We start from the raw sequence: 21,594 nt of genomic DNA, 5'->3' as shown, positions 1-21,594 counted from the left end.
GCCGATGACCTGTGGCATCGGCGAAGAAAGCAGACGAAATGTCTCACCTGCTCGACACCGTCGACGCCGCGTCGCTGCGTTCCGACATCCCGGCCTTCCGTCCCGGTGACACCGTCAACGTCCACGTCCGCGTCATCGAGGGCAACCGCTCCCGTGTGCAGCAGTTCAAGGGCGTCGTGATCCGTCGCCAGGGCTCCGGCGTGCGCGAGACCTTCACGGTCCGCAAGGTCTCCTTCTCCGTCGGCGTCGAGCGCACCTTCCCGGTGCACACCCCGATCGTGGAGAAGATCGAGCTCGTCACCAGGGGTGACGTCCGTCGCGCCAAGCTGTACTACCTGCGCGACCTGCGCGGCAAGGCCGCGAAGATCAAGGAGAAGCGCGAGAACTGAGCGCCTGAGGGAGTTCACATGGGGGCCGGATAGCATCTGGCCCCGATGGACACCGAAGCACAGCACGCGGAGCGCGACCGCTCCTCCCACCCCGCTCAGCCCGAGGAGACCTCGGACACAGGGGGGCCGGAGGAGCGGTCGCGCTTCGCGTTGCTCTCCCGTGTCGCCGGCTGGCTGCCCGGCGGCCGGATCACCCTCACCGTGCTGGTCTGCCTTCTGTTCCTCCTCACCCTCGGCACGTTTGTGATGCAGCCGTTCGACATACCGAGCGGTTCCATGGAGCGCGGATTGAGGATCGGGGACCGCGTTCTCGTAAATAAGTTGGCGTACCGTTTCGGATCCGAGCCGCAGCGGGGAGATGTCGTCGTGTTCGACGGCACCGGGTACTTCGGGAACGCCGACTACGTCAAACGGGTAGTGGGGGTAGGGGGAGACCATGTGGTCTGCTGCGACAAGGAGGGGAGGCTCGAGGTGAACGGCCGGTCGGTCGACGAGTCGTCGTTTCTGTACCGCGGCAACAGCCCGTCCGACGTCCCCTTCGACGTCGTCGTGCCCGACGGCATGCTCTTCGTCCTCGGCGACCACCGCAGGGACTCCAGCGACTCCCGGGACCACCTCGGCTCGCCGGGCGGCGGCATGGTCCCCGTCAGCGCCGTGATCGGCCGGGCCGACTGGGTGATCTGGCCCTCCGCGCACTTCAGGCACATCATCCGCCCCGGCGCCTACGCGCGCGTGCCCGCGCCCGGCGCGAGCGCCCCGGAGACGAACCCGCCGAAGACAGCGGGCGGTGCGCATGGGTAACCGTGGCAAACCGCGCGGTGCGCCGTCCGACACCGCCACGCAGAACCTGCTGCCCACCGGCGCGCGACGCGCCGCCGGGTCGACCCCCACCGGACGCAGCCGTGCCGAGCGGCGCAAGCTCCAGCGCAAGGTGAAGCGCAAGAGGAGGCGTTCCGCCGTCAAGGAGATCCCGCTCCTCGTCGGTGTCGCCGTCCTCATAGCGCTGGTTCTGAAGACCTTCCTCGTGCAGGCGTTCGTCATCCCGTCGGGCTCCATGGAGAACACGATCCAGATCGGCGACCGCGTCCTCGTCGACAAGCTGACCCCGTGGTTCGGCTCCGAGCCGCAGCGCGGTGACGTCGTCGTCTTCCGGGACCCCGGCGACTGGCTCGCGGGCGAGAAGACCCCCCAGAAGAACGACCCCATCGTCGTCAAGCAGGTCAAGGAAGGGCTCACCTGGATCGGCCTGCTGCCGTCCGACAACGACAAGGACCTCATCAAACGGGTCATCGCGGTCGGCGGAGACACCGTGAAGTGCTGCGACACGCAAGGGCGGGTCACAGTCAACGGCGTACCGCTGAACGAGCCGTACATTCACCCGGGGAACAAACCTTCGGACTTCTCGTTCTCGGAGACCGTGCCACCGGGCCGTCTGTGGGTGATGGGTGATCACCGGGCCAACTCGGCCGACTCCCGCTACCACCGCAACGAGCCGTACGGCGGTACTGTCTCGGAGGAGTCCGTCGTGGGCCGCGCCATGGTTATCGCCTGGCCCATTGGGCACTGGACCCGATTGAAGGAGCCGGACACTTACGCGTCGGTGCCGGGCGGTGCGGTCGGCGCACTCGGTCCGTCGCATAGGGTGGCCTCCGCGGATCGATACGGATTGATCCCCCTCCCGAGCCCTGCGGAACTCCCGCTCGTTATGGGAGTGGTGGGCCTGCGTCGACAGGGGCGCCGGCGGCGGTACGGAGTGAGGAGTGGATGTGGGGGATTTGGCGGTCGGCGCACGGTCCGGACACGAGGGTCCTGAGGAGAGGCCGGAGCGACCCGACGAGGCGGCTGCCCCGGCCGCGGAAGAGCACGTCGGCACCGGGAGTGACTCCCCGGCGCGCGGCGCGCAGGAGAGCGGCGGACAGGGCGGCGGCCCCAAGAAGCAGCGCTCCTTCTGGAAGGAACTTCCACTCCTCATCGGCATCGCGCTGGTGCTCGCGCTGCTGATCAAGACGTTCCTGGTGCAGGCGTTCTCGATCCCCTCGGACTCGATGCAGAACACCCTCCAGCAGGGCGACCGCGTCCTCGTCGACAAGCTGACCCCGTGGTTCGGCTCCAAGCCCTCGCGCGGCGAGGTCGTGGTCTTCCACGACCCCGACAACTGGCTGGCGGGCGAGCCCACCAGCACGCCGAACGCCCTGCAGACGGCGCTGAGCTGGATCGGCCTGATGCCGTCCGCCGAGGAGAAGGACCTCATCAAGCGGGTCGTCGGCGTCGCCGGCGACACCATCGAATGCAAGAACACCGGCCCGCTGCTGGTCAACGGCAAGCCGCTCAACGAGCCGTACGTGTACCCCGGCAACACCCCGTGCAGCGTCGACGACCAGGGCGGCCAGTTCAAGGTCACGGTTCCCCCGAACAAAATCTGGGTCATGGGCGACCACCGGCAGAACTCGCTCGACTCCCGCTACCACCAGCAGGACAAGTACCGGGGCTTCGTGCCCGTGGGGAACGTCGTGGGCCGCGCCGTCGTGATCGCCTGGCCGCCCACCCGCTGGGACACGCTGCCGATCCCGGACACCTTCGACCAGGGCCTGAACACGGTGGCCCCCTCGGCCCTCGGCCTGATCGGCGCCGTGCCGCTGGTGATCTGGCGCAGGCGCCGCCTCACCGCGCGCCTTACCGACGGAAACCCGCGGGTTTCCGGCAGCGGTACCGCCGGGTAGGGTGCCGTCCCAGATGCCGATCTTCCGCGGCCCGGCTGTGGCCGCGGGATCGATTCTCCGACCTGGGAGCTGTGGGAATGAGCGGGACTGGTCGTGCGGACAAGGGCCGCGGACGGCTCGGCAGCAGGCTGTCGGGGCTGGCCGTGGCCCTCGGCTGTGTGCTCTTCCTCGGCGGGTTCGCCTGGGGCGCGATCGTCTACCGGCCCTACACCGTGCCCACCAACTCCATGTCGCCCACCATCGCCGCCGGTGACCGGGTCCTCGCACAGCGCGTCGACGGCGCCGACGTCGAGCGCGGCGACGTCGTCGTCTTCCGCCAGACGACCTGGGGCAACATGCCGCTGGTCAAGCGGGTCGTCGCGGTCGGCGGCGACACCGTCGGCTGCTGCACCGACGGCAAGCTGACCGTCAACGGCAAGCAGATCGACGAGTCCTACCTCACCAAGGGCGAGCCCGCCGAGTTCAAGACGATCCCCACGCTCACGGTCCCCAAGGACCGGCTGTTCGTGCTCGGTGACGAGCGCAGCGGCTCCCTCGACTCCTCCGCCCACCTCACGGAGGCCTTCAACGGCACGGTGCCGCGCAACGCGGTGGACGCCCGTGTGGACGCCGTGGTGTGGCCGGTGCGCGGCATGCTGGCCCGCCCGACGGGCTTCGAGGCACTGGGCCCCATCTCGTCGCCCGGGCCGCTGCGGCTGATCCTCGGCGCGATCGTGGCGGGCGCGGTGCTGGTGCTGGGAGGCGCGGCCTACGGGCCGATCGCGGGGCTCGCGCGACGGGGGCGCGGCACCGCCGTGCGGACGGAGCCGGCCCGTGCCCGCTGAGGCGTCCTCGCCCGCGCCCGCTTCGCCGGACGAGCCGGGCGCCGTCGGCCCGCGCAAGGTGGCCCGGGTGGTGCTGCTGGACCCCGACGACCGCATCCTGCTGCTGCACGGCCACGAGCCGGAGGACCCGGCGGACGACTGGTGGTTCACCCCCGGCGGCGGCGTCGAGGGCGACGAGACACGCGAGCAGGCCGCGCTGCGGGAAGTGGCCGAGGAAACCGGTATCACGCAGGTCGACCTGGGCCCCGTACTGTGGCGGCGCAGGTGCTCGTTCCCGTTCGCGGGCCGCCGCTGGGACCAGGACGAGTGGTACTACCTGGCCCGTACGACCCAGACGGCCACGGCCGCGCCGAACCTCACAGAACTGGAAAAGCGCAGCGTCGCGGGAGCACGGTGGTGGACGTGCGGAGAACTGGCCGAGGCACATGAGACGGTGTATCCGAAGAGACTCGCCGAGCTGCTGCACACACTGCTCGACGAAGGTCCCCCCGCCGAACCTGTGACCCTCGACACGGAAATCGTCTAGGGCCTCACAGGAGTGGCGCACAATGGGGGGATCGCACGGCTGAAGGGGAACATGCCATGAGCGCCGAGGACCTCGAGAAGTACGAGACCGAGATGGAGCTCAAGCTCTACCGGGAGTACCGCGATGTCGTCGGTCTGTTCAAATACGTGATCGAGACCGAACGGCGCTTCTACCTCACCAACGACTACGAGATGCAGGTGCACTCGGTCCAGGGCGAGGTGTTCTTCGAGGTGTCCATGGCGGACGCCTGGGTGTGGGACATGTACCGCCCCGCCCGTTTCGTGAAGCAGGTACGAGTCCTCACATTCAAGGACGTGAACATCGAGGAGCTGAACAAGAGCGACCTGGAGCTGCCGGGCGGCTGAGCACCGCGCCCGTGACCACACCCGTGTGGGTGACGGAGTTCTCCACAACCGCCGAGTAGTCCACCAAGATCCACAAGGTGGAGCCCGATGCGTGACGGTTGGCGCCGGAGGTGGTGCCGACATGAACACACACCAGGCACGCAACGCACTCGGCAGGTACGGAGAAAACGTGGCCGCCCGGCGCCTCACGGCCGCCGGAATGACCATCCTGGAGCGCAACTGGCGCGACGGCAGAAGCGGCGAGATCGACATCGTGGCCAGGGACGGCGACGTCCTGGTCGTCTGCGAGGTCAAGACCCGCAGGGGCGGCACCTTCGAGCACCCGATGGCCGCCGTGACCCCCCAGAAGGCCCAGCGGCTGCGCGACCTCGCCGAACGCTGGATCCAGGCCCACGGCGGCGCCCCACCGGGAGGCGTCCGCATCGACCTGATCGGCATCCTGCTCCCGCAGCGCGGCGCACCCGCCGTCCAACACGCGCGGGGGGTGGCCTGACATGGGCTTCGCGCGCACCTGCTCCGTGGCACTGGTCGGCGTCGAAGGCGTCGTCGTCGAGGTCCAGGCCGACCTCGAACCAGGCGTCGCGGCATTCACCCTCGTGGGCCTGCCCGACAAGAGCCTCACGGAGAGCCGGGACCGCGTCCGGGCCGCCGTGGTCAACTCGGGCGGCGAATGGCCCCAGAAGAAACTCACCGTCGGACTCAGCCCCGCCTCCGTGCCCAAGGCCGGCAGCGGGTTCGACCTCGCCGTCGCCTGCGCCGTACTCGGCGCCGCCGAACGCATCGACCCCAGGGTGCTCGCCGACATCGTCATGATCGGCGAACTCGGCCTGGACGGCCGGGTCCGGCCGGTCCGCGGCATCCTGCCCGCGGTCCTGGCCGCCGCGGACGCGGGCTACGAACAGGTGGTCGTGCCGGAATGCGCCGCCGCCGAGGCCTCACTGGTACCCGGCGTGTCCGTACTCGGCGTCCGCAGCCTGCGGCAACTGATCGCCGTCCTCACCGACGAGCCCGTACCCGACGAGGAGCCGGACGTGCAGGGCCGCCCCGATCCCCTCCTCGCCGGCCTGCGCGTGCCCGGCACCGGAGCCGCCACCGGCATGCACAGCGTGGGCGCCGCACAGCACGACACCGGCCACGACCTCGCCGACGTCGTGGGCCAGCACTCGGCGCGCACCGCGGTCGAAGTGGCCGCCGCCGGCGGCCACCACCTCTTCCTCGAAGGGCCGCCCGGCGCCGGCAAGACCATGCTCGCCGAACGGCTGCCCGCCATCCTGCCCAGGCTCAGCAGGCAGGAATCGCTGGAAGTCACCGCGGTCCACTCGGTGGCCGGCCTGCTCCCACCCGGCAAACCCCTGATCGACATCGCCCCCTACTGCGCCCCGCACCACTCGGCCACCATGCAGGCCCTCGTCGGAGGCGGCCCCGGCGTCGCCCGGCCCGGCGCCGTGTCACTCGCCCACCGAGGAATCCTCTTCCTGGACGAAACCCCCGAGTTCAGCAGCCACGCCCTCGACGCCCTGCGACAGCCCCTCGAGTCCGGGCACGTCGTGATCGCCCGCAGCGCCGGCGTCGTGCGCTTCCCCGCGAAGTTCCTCATGGTGCTCGCCGCCAACCCCTGCCCCTGCGGACGCTTCTCCCAGCGCGACACCCACTGCGAATGCCCGCCCTCGGCGATCCGCCGCTACCAGGCCCGGCTCTCCGGACCCCTCCTCGACCGGGTCGACCTGCGCGTCGAGGTCGACCCCGTCACCCGGGCCGAACTCACCGACCGCCGCGCCCGCGGCGAGACCACCGCGACCGTCGCCGACCGGGTCCGCGCCGCCAGACAGCGAACCGCGGCACGCCTCGCGGACACCCCCTGGCGGACCAACAGCGAAGTGCCGGGACGCGAACTGCGCAACCGCTGGCACGCGGCGCCCGGCGCCATGGACGAGGCCGAACGCAACCTGGAACGGGGCGTGCTCACCGCCCGGGGACTCGACCGCGTGCTGCGCGTGGCCTGGACGGTCGCCGACCTCGTGGGCCACGACCGGCCCAACGCCACGGACGTCGCCCTGGCACTGCAACTACGCACCGGCATTCCGCGGGGCGTGCCGATGACGATCGGAGCATCGGCATGAGCGAGGACAGCACCCTCGACGCCGCATCCCTCGCCCGGATCTCCCTCACCCGGATCATCGAGCCCGGAGACGAAGTGGCCGGCCGCTGGCTGCGGGAACACGGCCCCGAAGAACTGGCCCGACGACTGCGCGAAGGCGGCAAGCGGCTGCCGGGAGTGACCGACAAACGATGGGCAGGACTGCTCGCGCGCGCCGCACAAGCCGAACCGGAGCGGGACTGGGCCGCCGCCCGAGCTGCCGGCGTGAGGTTCGTGTGCCCCGGGACGGCCGAGTGGCCGGCCCAGCTCGACGACCTCCAAGACGCCCGCCCCATCGGGCTGTGGGTACGAGGGCGCCCCAGCCTGCGGATGTGGGCCCTGAAGTCCGTCGCGCTCGTCGGCGCACGGGCCTGCACCGAATACGGCGCACACATCGCGGCCACCCTCGCCGCCGACCTCGCCGAACGCGGCTGGGTCGTCGTGTCGGGGGGCGCCTACGGCGTCGACGGCGCCGCCCACCGGGGCGCCCTCGGGGCCGGCGGTGCCACCGTCGCCGTCCTCGCCTGCGGCGTCGACCGGCCCTACCCACGCGGACACAGCCGGCTGATCGGCAGGATCGCGGAACAGGGACTGGTCGTGGGGGAACTGCCGCCCGGGGAACACCCGACACCGAGCCGGTTCATCGTCCGCAACAGGGTCATCGCCGCACTCACCCGCGGCACCGTCGTCGTCGAGGCCGCCCACCGCAGCGGATCCCTGGTCACCGCGCGTGCCGCCGGGCGGCTCGGCCGCTTCGTCATGGGCGTCCCCGGACCCGTCACCAGCGGACTCTCGGCCGGCGTGCACGAACTGCTGCGCGGCGAAGCCCTACTCGTCACCGACGCAGCCGACGTCGTGGAACTGGTCGGTGACATGGGCGAACTCGCCCCGGACCGACACGGCCCCGTCCTGCCCCGCGACCTGCTGGAACCCGCCGCCCGACGGATCCTGGCCGCCCTGCCCGCATGCGGCACCGCGTCCGCGGCCGAGATCGCCCGCGGCGCGCAGACGACCCAGGACGACGCGGTCGGGAGACTGTACGAACTCCGATCACTTGGATTCGTCGAACGACACGGCGATGGCTGGAAGTTGACACGCCAGGCCATCACAGCCGGTCGACAAGATCAGCTCTGGTGCTGACCGAGCGTGTGTCGGCCGTCCGGGCGACCCCCGACAGCCTTGGCGTTTCCCGCAGTTGACCCTTTCCGGGGATCACAGACGGCTACCACGGCACCCGCGGCAACCGCCCCACACGGCCCGTTCGCGCACGGGTGATGCGTTGCCCTTCGCACACTGCGACACCACAGTCACGCTACGCTCACGAGGTTCCGACTCAGACAAGCCATCTCGGCACCACACCGACAGCTCACCCAGGCATCACCAGTTCACGGCAGAACGGCACAAGGCGACGAATGCCCCAGCACACCTCCGGGTCCGACCGGGCGGCGCTTCCCCCAGCCGCCCGTGACGGCGGCAGCGTGCGCCCGCCCGCTCCCTCGACGCTCGACGAGTTGTGGCGGTCGTACAAGGAGACGGGGGACGAGCGGTTGCGGGAGCAGCTGATCCTGCACTACTCACCGTTGGTGAAGTACGTGGCCGGCCGGGTGAGCGTGGGCCTGCCGGCCAACGTGGACCAGGCCGACTTCGTGTCATCGGGGGTCTTCGGGCTGATCGACGCGATCGAGAAGTTCGACATCGACCGGGAGATCAAGTTCGAGACGTACGCGATCACCCGCATCCGGGGCGCCATGATCGACGAACTGCGGGCGCTCGACTGGATCCCACGATCGGTACGGCAGAAGGCACGCAGTGTGGAGCGGGCGTACGCGACCCTGGAGGCGCGCCTGAGACGGACCCCGACCGAGGCGGAAGTGGCCGCTGAGATGGGCATCGGCGTGGAGGAGCTCCATGCCGTCTTCAGCCAGTTGTCACTCGCGAACGTGGTGGCCCTGGAGGAACTGCTGCACGTGGGCGGTGAGGACGGCGACGGGCTGAGCTTCATGGACACGCTGGAGGACACCGCCGCCGACAACCCGGTCGAGGTCGCCGAGGACCGGGAGCTGCGGAGGTTCCTGGCACGAGCCATCAACACGCTGCCCGAGCGGGAGAAGACCGTGGTCACGCTCTACTACTACGAGGGGCTCACACTCGCCGAGATCGGCAACGTGCTCGGCGTGACCGAGAGCCGGGTGAGCCAGATCCACACGAAGTCGGTCCTGCAGCTGCGGGCCAAACTGGCCGCCTTCGGCCGCTGAGGCGCAATCCCGTCATCGGCGCGTGTGGCCCGAGTGACTGCCGTCGCCGGCGGTCCGTCCGTACAGTGGGGGACGTGCCAAGGATTCGAGCGGCCTCCGTGGCCGAGCACCGGTCGATGCAGCGAGCCGCCCTGCTGGACGCGGCACGGTCCCTGCTGTCCGAGGGAGGCACGGAGGCACTGACCTTCCCGGCCCTCGCCGAGCGCACGGGCCTCGCCCGCTCCTCCGTCTACGAGTACTTCCGCTCCCGCGCGGCCGTCGTCGAGGAACTCTGCGCGGTCGACTTCCCCGTGTGGGCGGCGGAGGTCGAGGCCGCGATGGCGGCGGCGGAAGGCCCCGAGGCCAAGATCGAAGCGTACGTACGACGGCAGCTCGCCCTCGTGGGGGACCGGCGGCACCGGGCCGTGGTGGCCATCTCGGCCAGCGAACTCGACGCCGGGGCCCGCGAGAAGATCAGGGCGGCGCACGGCGGGCTCGTCGCCATGATCGTCGAAGCCCTGCGCGACATGGGCCATCGCGAACCCCGACTGGCCGCGATGCTGCTCCAAGGCGTGGTCGACGCGGCGGTACGGCGGATCGAACTGGGCGCGGCGGAGGATCCGACGGCGATTACGGAGGTGGCGGTGGCGATGGTGCTGCGCGGCGTGCTGGGCTGAATTCACTTGCTGGGGGCCCTCCCCCTCCCCCCTCCCTCCCCGCCCACCCCCACCCAAGCCCCCGCCTACGGCCCCGACACAGACCCCGATTCCGGCACAGGCACCCCCTCCACAGCCAGCAGCCGAGACGGCCCCGCACGCAGCAGCCACGGCGGCAGGAGCGACAGCGGGTCCAGGTACGTGTCCCCTCGGCGCAGGCCCCAGTGCAGGCAGGAGCCCGGGCAGTGGGCCGTCGACGGTTCCAGTACGCCCAGGACGTCGCCCGGGTCCACCTCGTCCCCTTCCCGTACCGACGCGCGCACCGGCTCGTACGTCGTGCGCAGGGGTGGGTCGCCGGTGCCCGTCAGGTCGACCGAGACCACGCCCCGTCCCGCCACCCGGCCCGCGAACGTCACCCGCCCGGCGGCGACCGCCCGTACCGGATCGCCCGCGGCTGCCGCCAGGTCAACGCCGCGGTGGCCCGGGCCGTACGGAGTCGCCGGGGGTTCCCAGCCCCGTACCACCGTGGGGCGCACACCCACCGGCCACAGGCGGCCCACGGCCGACACCGAACCACCAGGGTCCGGCGCGGGCGCCCCAGGCGAAGGCCCCCGGGCCGCCGCAGGCACCGCTGCCGACGGCCCACGGGCCGGCTCCGGCACCGGCGCCGAAGGCCAGCCGCCCGCCCACGCCGCCGAGGCCGGGACCCCCGCCATGACCAGCAGCAGTGCCGTCGGCCATGTCCGCACACATCGTTTCGTTCGCATGGGAGTACCGTGCCGGGCGACGGGCCGAGCCTGCCGGAACCTGTGGACAACTGCCCGGTTGTGGACAGCGGCGTCACCCGCCGCCCCGGCGGTCCCGTACACTTCTTGTGGCGATCCGGGTCACCGGGTCGACTTCGCACGCCCCGACAACGGGCCCTCACGGGCCGGTGTCAGCGCCTCCTCGGTCCTTCGCGGCACGGCGCACGCGGGCGTCAGGGACAACCGAGAAAACACAAGGAGAACGGCCATGGCCGTCGTCACGATGCGGGAGCTGCTGGAGAGCGGCGTCCACTTCGGTCACCAGACCCGTCGCTGGAACCCGAAGATGAAGCGCTTCATCTTCACCGAGCGCAACGGCATCTACATCATCGACCTGCTCCAGTCGCTGTCGTACATCGACCGCGCCTACGAGTTCGTCAAGGAGACCGTCGCCCACGGCGGCACGGTCATGTTCGTCGGCACGAAGAAGCAGGCGCAGGAGGCCATCGCCGAGCAGGCCACCCGCGTCGGCATGCCGTACGTGAACCAGCGCTGGCTGGGCGGCATGCTCACCAACTTCTCGACCGTCTACAAGCGTCTGCAGCGCCTGAAGGAGCTCGAGCAGATCGACTTCGAGGACGTCGCGTCCTCCGGTCTGACCAAGAAGGAGCTCCTGGTCCTCTCCCGCGAGAAGGCCAAGCTGGAGAAGACCCTCGGCGGTATCCGCGAGATGCAGAAGGTGCCGAGCGCCGTCTGGATCGTGGACACCAAGAAGGAGCACATCGCGGTCGGTGAGGCCCGGAAGCTCAACATCCCGGTCGTCGCCATCCTCGACACCAACTGCGACCCCGACGAGGTCGACTACAAGATCCCGGGCAACGACGACGCGATCCGCTCCGTCACCCTGCTCACCCGTGTGATCGCCGACGCGGTCGCTGAGGGCCTGATCGCCCGTTCCGGCGTGGCCGCCGAGGGCAAGGGCGAGAAGGCCGCCGGCGAGCCGCTCGCCGAGTGGGAGCGTGACCTGCTCGAGGGCGAGAAGAAGGCCGAGGAGGCCCCCGCCGCCGAGGCCGAGAAGCCGGCCGAGGCTCCGGCCGCTGAGGCTCCGGCTGCCGAGGCTCCGGCTGCCGAGGCTCCGGCCGCCGAGGGCGAGCAGGCCTGACCTTCAGGGCCGTTCGGCTGATGTGAGGGCGGGCGGCGCCGTGAAGCGCCACCCGTCGTTCATCCGCAGCCCTTAGATCTGCTTCAGGCCGACGGATCCGCATCGGTGGATCTTCACCGGCAGCAGATCTCCGTAGCCCGTAGATCTTCGGCGGCCGCCCGCCCCCGGGTCGGCGGCCGCCGCTTCGAGACTTCGAACTCCGAGAAGAGATTCACAGAATCATGGCGAACTACACCGCCGCCGACGTCAAGAAGCTCCGTGAGCTCACCGGCGCCGGCATGATGGACTGCAAGAAGGCGCTGGACGAGGCCGAGGGCAACGTCGACAAGGCCGTCGAGGCGCTCCGCATCAAGGGCCAGAAGGGCGTCGCCAAGCGCGAGGGCCGCTCCGCCGAGAACGGCGCCGTGGTCTCCATCATCGCCGACGACAACTCCTCCGGTGTCCTCGTCGAGCTGAAGTGCGAGACCGACTTCGTCGCCAAGGGCGAGAAGTTCCAGGCCGTCGCCCAGGCGATCGCCGAGCACGTCGCCAAGACCTCCCCGGCCGACCTCGAGGCCCTGCTCGCCTCCGAGATCGAGCCCGGCAAGACCGTGCAGGCGTTCGTCGACGAGGCCAACGCCAACCTCGGCGAGAAGATCGTCCTCGACCGCTTCGCGCAGTTCGCCGACGGCTATGTGTCGGCGTACATGCACCGCACGATGCCCGACCTGCCGTTCCAGATCGGTGTGCTCGTCGAGCTCGACAAGCCGAACGCCGAGGTCGCCAAGGGCGTCGCCCAGCACATCGCCGCCTTCGCGCCGAAGTACCTCTCCAAGGAGGACGTCCCGGCCGAGGTCGTCGAGTCCGAGCGCCGCATCGCCGAGGAGACCACCCGCGCCGAGGGCAAGCCCGAGGCCGCCCTGCCGAAGATCGTCGAGGGTCGCCTCAACGGCTTCTTCAAGGACGCCACGCTGCTCGGCCAGCCCTACGCGCTGGACAACAAGAAGTCCGTCCAGAAGGTCCTGGAAGAGGCCGGTGTCACCCTGAAGCGCTTCACGCGCATCAAGGTCGGCATCTGAGTCCGGACCGCGATCGACGCGCGACCCCGGTAGGGTCGAAAGCAGTCGTCTGCGCGCTCGCGTAGGCCGACCCGCACACGCGTGTGGCGGACGACAGCAGATCTGACGAGGAGGCCATTGCCGAGCATGGGATGCGAAACACGCCCCACCGGCAATGGCCTTCTTCGTATGCGCACCACGAGGAGATCTCCATGACCACCAAGGCCGAGAAGAGCGACGACGGCAAAGTTCGCGGCCGGTTCCTGCTGAAGCTGTCCGGAGAGGCGTTCTCCGGCGGCACCGGACTGGGTGTCGACCCGGACGTGGTGCACGCCATCGCCCGGGAGATCGCGGCCGTGGTGCGCGACGGATCCCAGATCGCCGTCGTCATCGGCGGCGGCAACTTCTTCCGCGGTGCGGAACTCCAGCAGCGCGGCATGGACCGGGCCCGCTCCGACTACATGGGCATGCTGGGCACGGTCATGAACTGCCTCGCCCTCCAGGACTTCCTGGAGAAGGAGGGCATCGACTCGCGCGTGCAGACCGCCATCACCATGGGCCAGGTCGCCGAGCCTTACATCCCGCTGCGCGCCGTGCGCCACCTGGAGAAGGGCCGCGTGGTCATCTTCGGCGCCGGTATGGGCATGCCGTACTTCTCCACCGACACGACCGCCGCCCAGCGTGCCCTCGAGATCGACGCCGAGGCGCTGCTGATGGGTAAGAACGGTGTGGACGGGGTCTACGACTCCGATCCGAAGACCAACCCCGAGGCCGTCAAGTTCGACTCGCTCAGCTACGGCGAGGTCATCACCCGCGATCTGAAGGTCGCCGACATGACCGCGATCACGCTGTGCCGGGACAACAAGCTGCCCATCCTCGTCTTCGAGCTGCTGGCGGAGGGCAATATCGCCCGGGCCGTCAAGGGTGAGAAGATCGGCACTCTCGTGGGTGACCAAGGCGGCCGGGAGTGACCGGAGGCAGACCCGTCGGGGGTGAACCCCGTCCGGGCGAGGGACCCTGACCGGGGGATGGACAATGTCCTGCCGGTCGGGAACCGTGCAGGAAGAAGACGCGACGCAGCCGGCCGCAGACCGATGAGGACCGTTGCCGGGCCTACTCAAGACACGCAGGAGCAAGTGGTGATCGAAGAGACCCTCCTCGAGGCCGAGGAGAAGATGGAGAAGGCCGTCGTGGTCGCCAAGGAGGACTTCGCCGCGATCCGCACCGGTCGTGCGCACCCGGCGATGTTCAACAAGATCGTGGCCGACTACTACGGCGCACCGACGCCGATCAACCAGCTGGCCTCGTTCTCGGTGCCGGAACCGCGTATGGCCGTGGTGACGCCGTTCGACAAGAGCGCGCTGCGCAACATCGAGCAGGCGATCCGCGACTCCGACCTGGGCGTCAATCCGAGCAATGACGGCAACATCATCCGTGTGGTGTTCCCCGAGCTCACCGAGGAGCGGCGCCGGGAGTACATCAAGGTCGCCAAGGGCAAGGGCGAGGACGCCAAGGTCTCGATCCGCTCCGTGCGCCGCAAGGCGAAGGACGCCATCGACAAGCTCGTCAAGGACGGCGAGGTCGGCGAGGACGAGGGCCGCCGTGCGGAGAAGGAGCTCGACGACACCACCGCGAAGTACGTCGCGCAGGTGGACGAGCTGCTCAAGCACAAGGAAGCGGAGCTCCTCGAGGTCTGATGAACGACTCTTCCTGGGGGGCGCCGCCACAGGCCGGGTACTGGGGGCCCACCGAGCAGGGGCCTGGCCGGGGCGTCGGCCCGGCGGGTCCCGCGTACGATGCGCATGACGCCCAGCAGACTCGCCCCATGCCCATCGTGCCCGAGGTACCCGCGCCCGGCGGAGACCAGGATGACGACCGGGGGGTCGCCGCCCGTCGACGCGGCCCCCTGTTCCGCGACGAGACGCCGCAGGTGCCGTCCCCGTGGGCGGCGCCGCAGAATACGGAGCCCATGCCCGACGCCCCGCAGCCGGCACCCGCACCGCAGAAGAAGAGTGCGGGCCGTGACCTGGGCGCGGCCATAGGGGTCGGCGTCGGGCTCGGCGTCGTGATCGTCGCCTCGTTGTTCATCGTCAAGGCCGTGTTCGTCGGTGTCATAGCGGTCGCCGTCGTGGTGGGCCTGTGGGAGCTCACGAAGCGGCTGGAGGAACGCAAGGGCATCAAGGCACCGCTGGTCCCGCTCGCGGTCGGCGGCGCGGCGATGGTCGTCGCCGGGTATGTGCGGGGCGCCGAGGGAGCCTGGGTGGCGATGGCGCTGACCGCGCTCGCGGCCCTGGTGTGGCGCATGACGGAACCGCCGGACGGCTACCTCCGCGACGTCACGGCGGGCGTCTTCGCGGCCTTCTACGTGCCGTTCCTGGCCACGTTCGTCGCCATGATGCTCACGGCCGGCGACGGTCCGCAGCGCGTGCTGACCTTCCTGCTCCTGACGGTTGTCAGCGACACGGGCGCCTACGCGATCGGCTGGCGCTTCGGCCGGCACAAGCTGGCCCCGCGCATCAGTCCCGGCAAGACCCGCGAGGGGCTCATAGGCGCGGTCACCTTCGCGATGGGCGCGGGCGCCCTGTGCATGCAGTTCCTGATCGACGGCGGTTCCTGGTGGCAGGGCCTGCTGCTGGGGCTCGCGGTCGCGGCCAGCGCCACTCTCGGCGACCTCGGCGAGTCCATGATCAAACGAGACCTGGGCATCAAGGACATGGGCACACTGCTGCCGGGCCACGGGGGCATCATGGACCGCCTCGACTCCTTGCTGCCGACGGCGCCGGTGGTGTGGCTGCTGATGGTGATCTTCGTGGGGCCGGCCTGACCTGCGCTGTCCGGGCAGAGGGGCTCGCCGTCCACAGGGCGGTGGGCCCCTCCGTCGCGTCGTCACCCGGCAGATAAGCCCACCTGTGAAGGTCTGCCGATGAAGGGTCGGGTTTCCTGACCAGGCCTTGCGGGCGCCGGTCGCCCTGACATAACTACATGCGTCATGAACCTTTTCGGTCGCAGCTCTCCACTCCGACGCGCGGCGGCTCCCGCCGCACCTGTGGCCCCCGGTGCCCCGCGGAGCCCCGCCGCCCCCGCGCATTCCGGTGTCGGCGTTCTGCCTGAGCCCGCCCTGCAGGCCCTCACCGGCGAGTGGATGATCGACCCCGCGCACAGCAGGATCGGGTTCTCCGTGCGGCACGCCATGGTGACGACGGTGCGCGGCGCCTTCACGCAGTACGACAGCCGCCTCTACTTCGACGGCCGCGACCCGGCCCGCTCCCGTGCCGACATCGCGCTGTTCACCGCCAGCGTCGACACCGGTGTCGAGCAGCGCGATGCGCACCTGGTCGGCCGCGACTTCCTGGACTCCGCGACCTATCCGCGGATGATCTTCACCAGTACCGCTGTGCACCTCGCGGACAAGGACGTCTACCGCATGACCGGTGACCTCACCATCAAGGACACCACCCGTCCCGTCGACCTGGAACTCACCTACATCGGCCATGTGACGGACCCGTTCGGTTACGAGCGCGTCGGCTTCGACGGCACCACCACGATCAACCGTTCCGACTGGGGCCTGACCTACAACGCCAGGCTGGCCGAGGGCGGCGCCATGGTGAGCGAGAAGGTCCGCCTCCAGTTCGACATCGCGGCCATCCGCGCCACCGCCACCGCCTGACGGACCACGCGGGCCGCGCCGACAGGAGACCGAACCGGCCTTCGCGGCCTCGTGAATCTTCGGTCGCGGGCCACACCAGTGGATCTGAGACACTGGGGGGACCATGCCCAAGCCCGGAGAACTGGCAGTGACCGGGCAGCAATAAGCCCCCTACCAGCGCGTTCGGCGCGGATAGGGGGCCTTGTGTGGGTCACTGGGCCGTCTCTGGGCCGTCCGGCTCGCGCGGGGCCGGGAGAAGCACCCGATCCACGGCCTTCCTGGTGCGCTCCTGGCTCGACGGCATCAGGTGCGCGTACACCCGCAGTGTCAATCCGGGGTCGGAGTGCCCCAGGTACTCGCTCACGGCCTTGATGCTCTCTCCCGCGTCGAGGAGGACCGAGGCGTAGAAGTGCCTCAGGGCGTGCATGCCGTGCTCGCGAGCGGACTCGTACTTGCCATCCGCCCCGGCCTCCGAGATCAAGCCAGCAGCCGCAAGAGCAGGCTTCCACTCCTGGATGTTGAAGTTGCTGCGCCACACAAGACCGCTCGCGGTGTTCGTGAACAGGAGGCGGGCCGACACCTTCGGGCCGTCCGGCTTGCGCCAAGGCAACGTGATCTCAACCGGCTTGAAGGCATCCATGTGGACCCGTAGGGCCTCAGCCACCGAAGGCGGCAAAGGTACGTCCCGCTCCTTGTTGCACTTCGGAGGAGCGAACACGGCCTTGCCCCGAATGAGCTTCACCTGCCGGACCACCCGAATGAGGCCGCCGTCGAAGTCGAGCGCATCCTCAGCCAGTCCCACGATCTCGCCCTGACGGAGCCCGCACCCGGCGCCCACGTCCACCATGGGCCGGTAGCGCTGGGGGAGTGCTGCACGGACCGCCTGAACCTGGGCAGGCAGCCACGGCACAACACGGCGTTGCTCGGCGGCTGGCGGGCGGACGGACTTCGCGGAGCACGGGTTGCGGGGCAACAGCCCGTCGTCAACGGCCGCACTGAGCACGGCTCGTACGTCACCGTAGATGTTCCGCGCATAGCCGCCGCTCAGGGCCGGGTCGTTCTCCAGCGCGCTCACCAGGCCCCGGATGTGCTCGGGACGGAACGAGTCCAGCGGCCGGGAGCCGATCAGCCGGAACGCGTGCAGGCGCAGCCGCTGCTCGACCACCACCTGACTGGCCGGGTCGATGCCGTGCGTCTTGAGCCACTTCTCGGCATAGCTCTTGAAGGTGATCCGAGCTGCGCGCGGGTCGATGTACTGACCGCGCGACATGTCCGACGCAATGTCGGTGAGCCACTTCTCGGCGAGGCGTTTCTGTCGGTCCGGGAAGCTCTTGGACTTCTCGGTGCCGTCGGGCCCGACGTACCGGGCGCGGTAGCGCATGCCGGTGCCATACCGTTCGGTCTTGACTCTGACGGACTTGCCATCCGGGCCGGTCTCGGTCTTGTACCAGCGGTCTTGGATGTGCCCGGCCATCAGGCAGCCTCCCCGAGCTGGGAGTCCACCCAGGCCCGCACGTCACGCGGGTCGAAGCGCAGGTGCCGGCCGACGCGGAAGCCGCGGGGACCGGTGTGCTTCCGGCGCCACTGGTAGACCGTCTCGACGCTGGGCAGTTCGAACATCTCGACCAGGTCCTCAGGAGTCAGGAACCGGTTCGGCAGCTCTGAGGCCATGGTCAGCACTCCCTTTCGTCGGCAAGTTGGTCGCGTAGGGCTTCGCGGGCGGTTTCGCGGTTGAGCTGGAGGTCTCGGGCGATGGTGGCGGCGAGGGCGGATTCGCCGGGGGTGTGGCCGTGTCCGGCGTACTGCCAGTCGGCCAGGACCAGGACGGTGTCCGGCTCGCAGTCGTCCAGGCCGAGGGCTTCGCGCTCTTGGGCGGCGCGGTAGTCGGCGCGTTCCTGGCGGAGGGCGCCGAGCGTGGTGGAGTAGCGCCGGGACTTGGAGGAGAAGTGGCCGCGGAAGCCGAGCATGTGAGCCCAGGCCCACAGGCGGCGGTCCGGGTACAGCGGGTCGAGCAGCTTGCACGCCTCGATGAGGCGGCGGGTGTGGTCGGGGACCTGGTGGCGGTCGAGTTCGGAGAGTTCGCCGATGCGGCGGTCGAGGGTGCCGGTGTTCTCGGCGGCCTTGGTGGCGTACTTGGCGACGTAGGAGGCCACGGCCTGTTCGGTGATCTCGGAGCCGTCGCCGAAGGCCTTCACGGGCCGGACGTCGAGCTGGGTCCCCCAGCGGAAGGTCCGTGCGGGTTGGTCCTCGGCGGCCGGGACGGAGACCGACGTGTACGAGTGCGCGGCGGCGGCGCGGATCGCGTCGGTGAGGAGGTCGACCGTCGCCCAGGCCGGGGGCGGGGTGTCCGGTCCTTCCGGGCCGTCGAGGCGGACCACGGCATGGAAGTGCACGGCACCGCGCTTTTGGAACTCGGCGACCTTGCCGTACGACAGTCGGGCGCACTCCTTCAGCCCCCGCTGCGTGATGCCGGCGCGGGCGGCGATCTCGCGGCGTAACCGGGTGGTGAAGCGCTGCCAGAGCTGCCCGGCGTGGTTGTTGAACAGGACGGCGCCCGCGTAGTCGTACGTGGCCGGGTCCAAGGCGGTGCCGAGGGCGGGATCGTCGGCGCCGTGGCGGGTGCCGCAGCGGCAGAGGCCGTGGTCGGGGCGGTTGTGGACCGGGCCGAAGGACGGGGCGGTGAGGGTGGCGAAGACGCGAGGGTGGTCGCGGACGGTGGCGGGGATGTCGCGGCGGTCGTCGCCCGCGAGCCCGGCGCGGATGAGGTGGTAGGTGTCGCCCGCGTACGTCCAGGCGCAGGCGGGGCAGCGGGAGGCGCGGCGGTTGCCGCAGGCGACGCGCAGGCGTCCACCGGGCTCGTTCTCGGTGCTGTAGTGATGCAGCGTCTCGCCGGTGACCTTGTCTTTGTGGAGGACCCAGCCGCGCAGGTGGATGGGGTCGGCACAGCCGCCGGTACGACGGATCCGGTCCTCCCACCGGTGGAAGTCCGGGGCCGAAGCCACCCTCAGCAGGTCGCCGAGGGTGGTCGGGTCGAGCAGGTCAGGCACGGGCGCCCTCCCGGACGGGGCGGGCGGGGGCGGTGCCGGTGCCCTTGCAGGCCGGGCAGTGGGCCGTGATGGTGCGCAGGTGCCCGTGCCGGTCGCGGCCACCGGAGGTGACGGCGACGGAGGCGAAGCCGTCGCAGTTCGGGCAGATGCGGGGCGAAGGTGTGGCGCGGTCGGTCATGCTGGGGGTTCCTTCCGGTTGCGAGATCGGTGAGGGGCACGGCTTCCGGGGCGGCGGAGACTTGGCGGTTGACGGCCGCCCCGGGGGCCGGTCAGCGACGCTTGGCGTCCGCGTTGACGAGCGAGCGGATCACCAGGGCGCAGACGGCGACCGATGCGCCGGTGACGGCGACCGCCAGGAGCATGGAGACCAGGACGGCGCCGACGACCAGGACCACGGCGGTGCCACCACCGACGAGGGCGACCACGGCGCCGGGGGTGAGCTGGACGACGGGGCGGGACAGCACCGGTGCCGCCGGAGCGGGCGGCGGGGTATGGGCCGCCGGGACGACGGCGGTCGGCTCGACCACGGCGGGCGGGGTGACGTGGCCGGTCGGTGTGGGATTGGTCGGGATCTTCGGGCGGAACATCAACGGTTCTCCCTTCCGGGTGGGCTACTTGATGAGCGCGTTGATGGCGGGGGCCAGGACGCTGTCGGCGAGGAGGAATCCGCCGAGGAGAAGCACGGCGATGAGCCACCAGGGCGGGCGGATGAGCTTGACGCCGAGCCAGCCGACGACGAGCAGGAGGAGCCAGAGCGGAACCTGCACGGGGCCTCCTAACGGACGCGGCAGCGATGTGTGCGGGCGGCGAGCTGCGCGGCGGACTGGCTGGAGTAGTCGGCGGACCAGCCGCACCGGTCGGCGGTGCACACGGCGGCGTACTTGGTCCGGCCGTTGCGGTCGCGGTGGGTGCCGATCTGCACCGGGCCGATGCTCATGACGGAGTGGAAGTGGTCGCGGGCAGGCATGTGTGATCAGTCCTTCTGGGCGGTGGGGTCGGTGAACTGGCTACGGATGCTGAGGGCCATGATCGGATCGGCGGTGCGCTGTGCGGCTTCCTCGGCGAGCAGGTAGGCGAGGTAGGGGCGTCCGGCTGCGGCCATCTCCCTGGCTCCGTCGAGGTAGTCGGCGGCCGTCAGGTCGGCGGGGTCGTTGGTCATCTGACATCGTCCAGTCCAGTTCAGGTGAGTTGGGCGGCGATGGCGTCGGCCAGCTGGGGCGGGACGCCGAGGCGGGCGCGAAGGGTGTCGGTGTCGATCCGGGCTCCGGTGCGTGCTTCGTGGTCGGCGGCGACCTTCCGGGCGTGGTCGACCAGGGCGGCCGGTACCGGCACGGCCGGTGCGGCGGGCGGAGGCGAAGCGGCAGCGGGAAGCGCGGGGGCCTCTTCGACCGCTGCCTCCGGGAACGTGTCCGTTTCCGCTGCCGGAGTCGATGCGTCAGGCACGGGTTCCGGCTCGGCGCCAGGTGCCGGCGGAACCGGCTCCCGTTCCATGGCCGCTGAGTGAGCGAGCAGGGTGCCGCCGAGGAAGGCCAGCGCAGGCCATCCGGCGACGCCGAGGCGGAGCAGGGCGGGCGGGTTGGCGAGGTCGAGGAATCCAGCGGTGGCGACGTTGGCACCGAGCGAGGCGCACAGGGCGATGACGAACCAGGACCAGGCCAGCCGGGAGGGGCCGTCCGAGCGGAGGCGTCGCCATGCGGCGACCAGGAGCAGGTCGACGCTGATCGGGTAGGCCCAGGCCTTCCAGCCGCTTTGTCCGGCTGCGGCGGCGAGGTCGTGCAGGTGGGCGAAGGACAGGGCTCCGGCGATGACGGCCTGGACCAGGACGGCGTCGATGCGCAGGGCGGGGCGGGCCATCAGGAGTCCTCGCCGGGATACGCCGGGCCGTCGTTGGGGTCGTAGCCGGGCGGGAAGGTGCCGGGCGGCGGCTCGGGCAGCGAGGCGGCCAGGGACGGGCCGATGGCCTCGATGAAGCCCTGGTCAGCGCCGGTCGTGTTGGCGTAGTGACCGAGCTGGAGCAGCAGCAGCACCGTGCGGGCGAAGTCCTCGCGGTGAGGGCACATGGCGGGGCTCTCCCTTCGTCAGGCATGGCAGGGGTAGGGACCTGG

General features: G+C 70.4%; 29 protein-coding genes. 18 read left to right on the top strand and 11 right to left on the bottom strand.

Annotation, left to right across the window (positions count from 1 at the left end):
- Nucleotides 1-38 precede the first annotated feature (38 nt).
- From rplS to ACIRC0_RS29690, 12 genes are all read left to right on the top strand, one after another.
- A complete protein-coding gene (rplS, locus tag ACIRC0_RS29745) occupies nt 39-389 on the top strand; it encodes a 50S ribosomal protein L19 (RefSeq protein ID WP_200422620.1) in 351 nt (116 codons plus the stop codon).
- Between the two features lie 45 nt (nt 390-434).
- A complete protein-coding gene (gene lepB / locus ACIRC0_RS29740) occupies nt 435-1,190 on the top strand; it encodes a signal peptidase I (RefSeq protein WP_403621977.1) in 756 nt (251 codons plus the stop codon).
- Nucleotides 1,183-2,202: a signal peptidase I gene (lepB, locus tag ACIRC0_RS29735; RefSeq protein ID WP_403621975.1), complete on the top strand. Its 1,020-nt coding sequence runs from the start codon at nt 1,183-1,185 to the stop codon at nt 2,200-2,202. Before lepB (ACIRC0_RS29740) ends, lepB (ACIRC0_RS29735) begins: the two co-directional genes overlap by 8 nt.
- Complete coding sequence (gene lepB / locus ACIRC0_RS29730; RefSeq protein WP_403621972.1) at nt 2,156-3,109, top strand: signal peptidase I; 954 nt, start codon at nt 2,156-2,158, stop codon at nt 3,107-3,109. The genes lepB (ACIRC0_RS29735) and lepB (ACIRC0_RS29730) overlap by 47 nt, the downstream gene beginning before the upstream one ends.
- Before the next feature lie 77 nt (nt 3,110-3,186).
- A complete protein-coding gene (gene lepB, locus ACIRC0_RS29725; RefSeq protein WP_403621969.1) occupies nt 3,187-3,933 on the top strand; it encodes a signal peptidase I in 747 nt (248 codons plus the stop codon).
- Nucleotides 3,923-4,459, top strand: a complete 537-nt coding sequence (locus ACIRC0_RS29720; RefSeq protein WP_403621966.1) for an NUDIX hydrolase — start codon at nt 3,923-3,925, stop codon at nt 4,457-4,459. The genes lepB (ACIRC0_RS29725) and ACIRC0_RS29720 overlap by 11 nt, the downstream gene beginning before the upstream one ends.
- Before the next feature lie 56 nt (nt 4,460-4,515).
- Complete coding sequence (locus ACIRC0_RS29715) at nt 4,516-4,824, top strand: DUF2469 domain-containing protein (protein WP_003965949.1); 309 nt, start codon at nt 4,516-4,518, stop codon at nt 4,822-4,824.
- Between the two features lie 91 nt (nt 4,825-4,915).
- Nucleotides 4,916-5,317 carry a YraN family protein gene (locus ACIRC0_RS29710; protein WP_403621963.1) on the top strand — a complete coding sequence of 134 codons (402 nt, stop codon included), beginning with the start codon at nt 4,916-4,918 and terminating at the stop codon, nt 5,315-5,317.
- 1 nt (nt 5,318) lies between these two features.
- Nucleotides 5,319-6,944, top strand: coding sequence for a YifB family Mg chelatase-like AAA ATPase (locus ACIRC0_RS29705; RefSeq protein ID WP_403621960.1), 1,626 nt, complete (start codon nt 5,319-5,321; stop codon nt 6,942-6,944).
- Nucleotides 6,941-8,101 (top strand): DNA-processing protein DprA, encoded by a 1,161-nt coding sequence (dprA, locus tag ACIRC0_RS29700; protein WP_403621958.1) that lies wholly within the window; start codon nt 6,941-6,943, stop codon nt 8,099-8,101. The genes ACIRC0_RS29705 and dprA overlap by 4 nt, the downstream gene beginning before the upstream one ends.
- Before the next feature lie 272 nt (nt 8,102-8,373).
- Nucleotides 8,374-9,216, top strand: coding sequence for an RNA polymerase sigma factor WhiG (whiG, locus tag ACIRC0_RS29695; protein WP_366027846.1), 843 nt, complete (start codon nt 8,374-8,376; stop codon nt 9,214-9,216).
- A 98-nt stretch (nt 9,217-9,314) separates the two neighbouring features.
- Nucleotides 9,315-9,872, top strand: coding sequence for a TetR/AcrR family transcriptional regulator (locus ACIRC0_RS29690; protein WP_403622360.1), 558 nt, complete (start codon nt 9,315-9,317; stop codon nt 9,870-9,872).
- A gap of 65 nt (nt 9,873-9,937) precedes the next feature.
- On the opposite strand, the gene ACIRC0_RS29685 is transcribed toward ACIRC0_RS29690, so the two are convergent.
- Nucleotides 9,938-10,618, bottom strand: coding sequence for a murein hydrolase activator EnvC family protein (locus tag ACIRC0_RS29685; RefSeq protein ID WP_403621954.1), 681 nt, complete (start codon nt 10,616-10,618; stop codon nt 9,938-9,940).
- Between the two features lie 247 nt (nt 10,619-10,865).
- Here ACIRC0_RS29685 and rpsB point away from each other — a divergent pair, with 247 nt between their 5' ends.
- The 6 genes from rpsB to ACIRC0_RS29655 all read left to right on the top strand — a co-directional run bounded on the left by rpsB (nt 10,866) and on the right by ACIRC0_RS29655 (nt 16,463).
- Nucleotides 10,866-11,759 carry a 30S ribosomal protein S2 gene (rpsB, locus tag ACIRC0_RS29680; RefSeq protein ID WP_103839952.1) on the top strand — a complete coding sequence of 298 codons (894 nt, stop codon included), beginning with the start codon at nt 10,866-10,868 and terminating at the stop codon, nt 11,757-11,759.
- Between the two features lie 221 nt (nt 11,760-11,980).
- The gene (gene tsf, locus ACIRC0_RS29675) at nt 11,981-12,817 is read left to right on the top strand and encodes a translation elongation factor Ts (protein WP_103839951.1); all 837 of its coding nucleotides are present in this window, start codon (nt 11,981-11,983) and stop codon (nt 12,815-12,817) included.
- Between the two features lie 191 nt (nt 12,818-13,008).
- Nucleotides 13,009-13,767, top strand: a complete 759-nt coding sequence (pyrH, locus tag ACIRC0_RS29670) for a UMP kinase (protein ID WP_103839950.1) — start codon at nt 13,009-13,011, stop codon at nt 13,765-13,767.
- A gap of 168 nt (nt 13,768-13,935) precedes the next feature.
- Nucleotides 13,936-14,493 (top strand): ribosome recycling factor, encoded by a 558-nt coding sequence (frr, locus tag ACIRC0_RS29665; protein ID WP_044388432.1) that lies wholly within the window; start codon nt 13,936-13,938, stop codon nt 14,491-14,493.
- Complete coding sequence (locus ACIRC0_RS29660) at nt 14,493-15,620, top strand: phosphatidate cytidylyltransferase (protein WP_403621949.1); 1,128 nt, start codon at nt 14,493-14,495, stop codon at nt 15,618-15,620. Before frr ends, ACIRC0_RS29660 begins: the two co-directional genes overlap by 1 nt.
- Nucleotides 15,621-15,785: 165 nt before the next feature.
- Nucleotides 15,786-16,463, top strand: coding sequence for a YceI family protein (locus ACIRC0_RS29655; protein WP_403621946.1), 678 nt, complete (start codon nt 15,786-15,788; stop codon nt 16,461-16,463).
- Nucleotides 16,464-16,653: 190 nt separating this feature from the next.
- On the opposite strand, the gene ACIRC0_RS29650 is transcribed toward ACIRC0_RS29655, so the two are convergent.
- The 10 genes from ACIRC0_RS29650 to ACIRC0_RS29605 all read right to left on the bottom strand — a co-directional run bounded on the left by ACIRC0_RS29650 (nt 16,654) and on the right by ACIRC0_RS29605 (nt 21,549).
- On the bottom strand, nt 16,654-17,916 hold the full coding sequence (locus tag ACIRC0_RS29650; protein WP_403621944.1) for a tyrosine-type recombinase/integrase: 1,263 nt from the start codon (nt 17,914-17,916) through the stop codon (nt 16,654-16,656).
- Nucleotides 17,916-18,113: a helix-turn-helix transcriptional regulator gene (locus ACIRC0_RS29645; RefSeq protein WP_384212255.1), complete on the bottom strand. Its 198-nt coding sequence runs from the start codon at nt 18,111-18,113 to the stop codon at nt 17,916-17,918. The genes ACIRC0_RS29650 and ACIRC0_RS29645 overlap by 1 nt, the downstream gene beginning before the upstream one ends.
- Nucleotides 18,114-18,115: 2 nt before the next feature.
- A complete protein-coding gene (repSA, locus tag ACIRC0_RS29640) occupies nt 18,116-19,489 on the bottom strand; it encodes a replication initiator protein RepSA (RefSeq protein WP_403621942.1) in 1,374 nt (457 codons plus the stop codon).
- Entirely contained in the window at nt 19,482-19,667 is a 186-nt protein-coding gene (locus ACIRC0_RS29635; protein WP_403621940.1) for a hypothetical protein, read from the bottom strand. Before ACIRC0_RS29635 ends, repSA begins: the two co-directional genes overlap by 8 nt.
- Before the next feature lie 91 nt (nt 19,668-19,758).
- On the bottom strand, nt 19,759-20,076 hold the full coding sequence (locus ACIRC0_RS29630; RefSeq protein WP_403621938.1) for a SpdD-like protein: 318 nt from the start codon (nt 20,074-20,076) through the stop codon (nt 19,759-19,761).
- Between the two features lie 24 nt (nt 20,077-20,100).
- Nucleotides 20,101-20,256, bottom strand: coding sequence for a hypothetical protein (locus tag ACIRC0_RS29625; protein ID WP_403621935.1), 156 nt, complete (start codon nt 20,254-20,256; stop codon nt 20,101-20,103).
- An 8-nt stretch (nt 20,257-20,264) separates the two neighbouring features.
- Complete coding sequence (locus ACIRC0_RS29620) at nt 20,265-20,456, bottom strand: mobile element transfer protein (protein ID WP_388575662.1); 192 nt, start codon at nt 20,454-20,456, stop codon at nt 20,265-20,267.
- Between the two features lie 6 nt (nt 20,457-20,462).
- Nucleotides 20,463-20,648: a hypothetical protein gene (locus ACIRC0_RS29615; protein ID WP_403621930.1), complete on the bottom strand. Its 186-nt coding sequence runs from the start codon at nt 20,646-20,648 to the stop codon at nt 20,463-20,465.
- Nucleotides 20,649-20,668: 20 nt separating this feature from the next.
- Nucleotides 20,669-21,343: a DUF2637 domain-containing protein gene (locus ACIRC0_RS29610; protein ID WP_403621928.1), complete on the bottom strand. Its 675-nt coding sequence runs from the start codon at nt 21,341-21,343 to the stop codon at nt 20,669-20,671.
- Nucleotides 21,343-21,549 carry a hypothetical protein gene (locus ACIRC0_RS29605; protein WP_403621925.1) on the bottom strand — a complete coding sequence of 69 codons (207 nt, stop codon included), beginning with the start codon at nt 21,547-21,549 and terminating at the stop codon, nt 21,343-21,345. Before ACIRC0_RS29605 ends, ACIRC0_RS29610 begins: the two co-directional genes overlap by 1 nt.
- Nucleotides 21,550-21,594: the final 45 nt, after the last annotated feature.

Origin of the sequence: Streptomyces sp. NPDC093984 (genome assembly GCF_044764595.1) — a bacterium.
In the GTDB taxonomy this organism is placed as follows: domain Bacteria; phylum Actinomycetota; class Actinomycetes; order Streptomycetales; family Streptomycetaceae; genus Streptomyces; species Streptomyces cynarae.
Note: the sequence above shows the minus strand (reverse complement) of the source record. Positions and strands in the feature narration are given on the sequence as shown.

Coding starts and splice junctions, on each gene's coding strand:
- rplS (WP_200422620.1), top strand. CDS start 39: ATGTCTCACCTGCTCGACACCGTCGACGCCGCGTCGCTGCGTTCCGAC.
- lepB (WP_403621977.1), top strand. CDS start 435: ATGGACACCGAAGCACAGCACGCGGAGCGCGACCGCTCCTCCCACCCC.
- lepB (WP_403621975.1), top strand. CDS start 1,183: ATGGGTAACCGTGGCAAACCGCGCGGTGCGCCGTCCGACACCGCCACG.
- lepB (WP_403621969.1), top strand. CDS start 3,187: ATGAGCGGGACTGGTCGTGCGGACAAGGGCCGCGGACGGCTCGGCAGC.
- ACIRC0_RS29715 (WP_003965949.1), top strand. CDS start 4,516: ATGAGCGCCGAGGACCTCGAGAAGTACGAGACCGAGATGGAGCTCAAG.
- ACIRC0_RS29705 (WP_403621960.1), top strand. CDS start 5,319: ATGGGCTTCGCGCGCACCTGCTCCGTGGCACTGGTCGGCGTCGAAGGC.
- dprA (WP_403621958.1), top strand. CDS start 6,941: ATGAGCGAGGACAGCACCCTCGACGCCGCATCCCTCGCCCGGATCTCC.
- whiG (WP_366027846.1), top strand. CDS start 8,374: ATGCCCCAGCACACCTCCGGGTCCGACCGGGCGGCGCTTCCCCCAGCC.
- ACIRC0_RS29685 (WP_403621954.1), bottom strand. CDS start 10,618: ATGCGAACGAAACGATGTGTGCGGACATGGCCGACGGCACTGCTGCTG.
- rpsB (WP_103839952.1), top strand. CDS start 10,866: ATGGCCGTCGTCACGATGCGGGAGCTGCTGGAGAGCGGCGTCCACTTC.
- tsf (WP_103839951.1), top strand. CDS start 11,981: ATGGCGAACTACACCGCCGCCGACGTCAAGAAGCTCCGTGAGCTCACC.
- pyrH (WP_103839950.1), top strand. CDS start 13,009: ATGACCACCAAGGCCGAGAAGAGCGACGACGGCAAAGTTCGCGGCCGG.
- ACIRC0_RS29660 (WP_403621949.1), top strand. CDS start 14,493: ATGAACGACTCTTCCTGGGGGGCGCCGCCACAGGCCGGGTACTGGGGG.
- ACIRC0_RS29655 (WP_403621946.1), top strand. CDS start 15,786: ATGAACCTTTTCGGTCGCAGCTCTCCACTCCGACGCGCGGCGGCTCCC.
- ACIRC0_RS29650 (WP_403621944.1), bottom strand. CDS start 17,916: ATGGCCGGGCACATCCAAGACCGCTGGTACAAGACCGAGACCGGCCCG.
- ACIRC0_RS29645 (WP_384212255.1), bottom strand. CDS start 18,113: ATGGCCTCAGAGCTGCCGAACCGGTTCCTGACTCCTGAGGACCTGGTC.
- ACIRC0_RS29635 (WP_403621940.1), bottom strand. CDS start 19,667: ATGACCGACCGCGCCACACCTTCGCCCCGCATCTGCCCGAACTGCGAC.
- ACIRC0_RS29630 (WP_403621938.1), bottom strand. CDS start 20,076: ATGTTCCGCCCGAAGATCCCGACCAATCCCACACCGACCGGCCACGTC.
- ACIRC0_RS29620 (WP_388575662.1), bottom strand. CDS start 20,456: ATGCCTGCCCGCGACCACTTCCACTCCGTCATGAGCATCGGCCCGGTG.
- ACIRC0_RS29615 (WP_403621930.1), bottom strand. CDS start 20,648: ATGACCAACGACCCCGCCGACCTGACGGCCGCCGACTACCTCGACGGA.
- ACIRC0_RS29610 (WP_403621928.1), bottom strand. CDS start 21,343: ATGGCCCGCCCCGCCCTGCGCATCGACGCCGTCCTGGTCCAGGCCGTC.
- ACIRC0_RS29605 (WP_403621925.1), bottom strand. CDS start 21,549: ATGTGCCCTCACCGCGAGGACTTCGCCCGCACGGTGCTGCTGCTGCTC.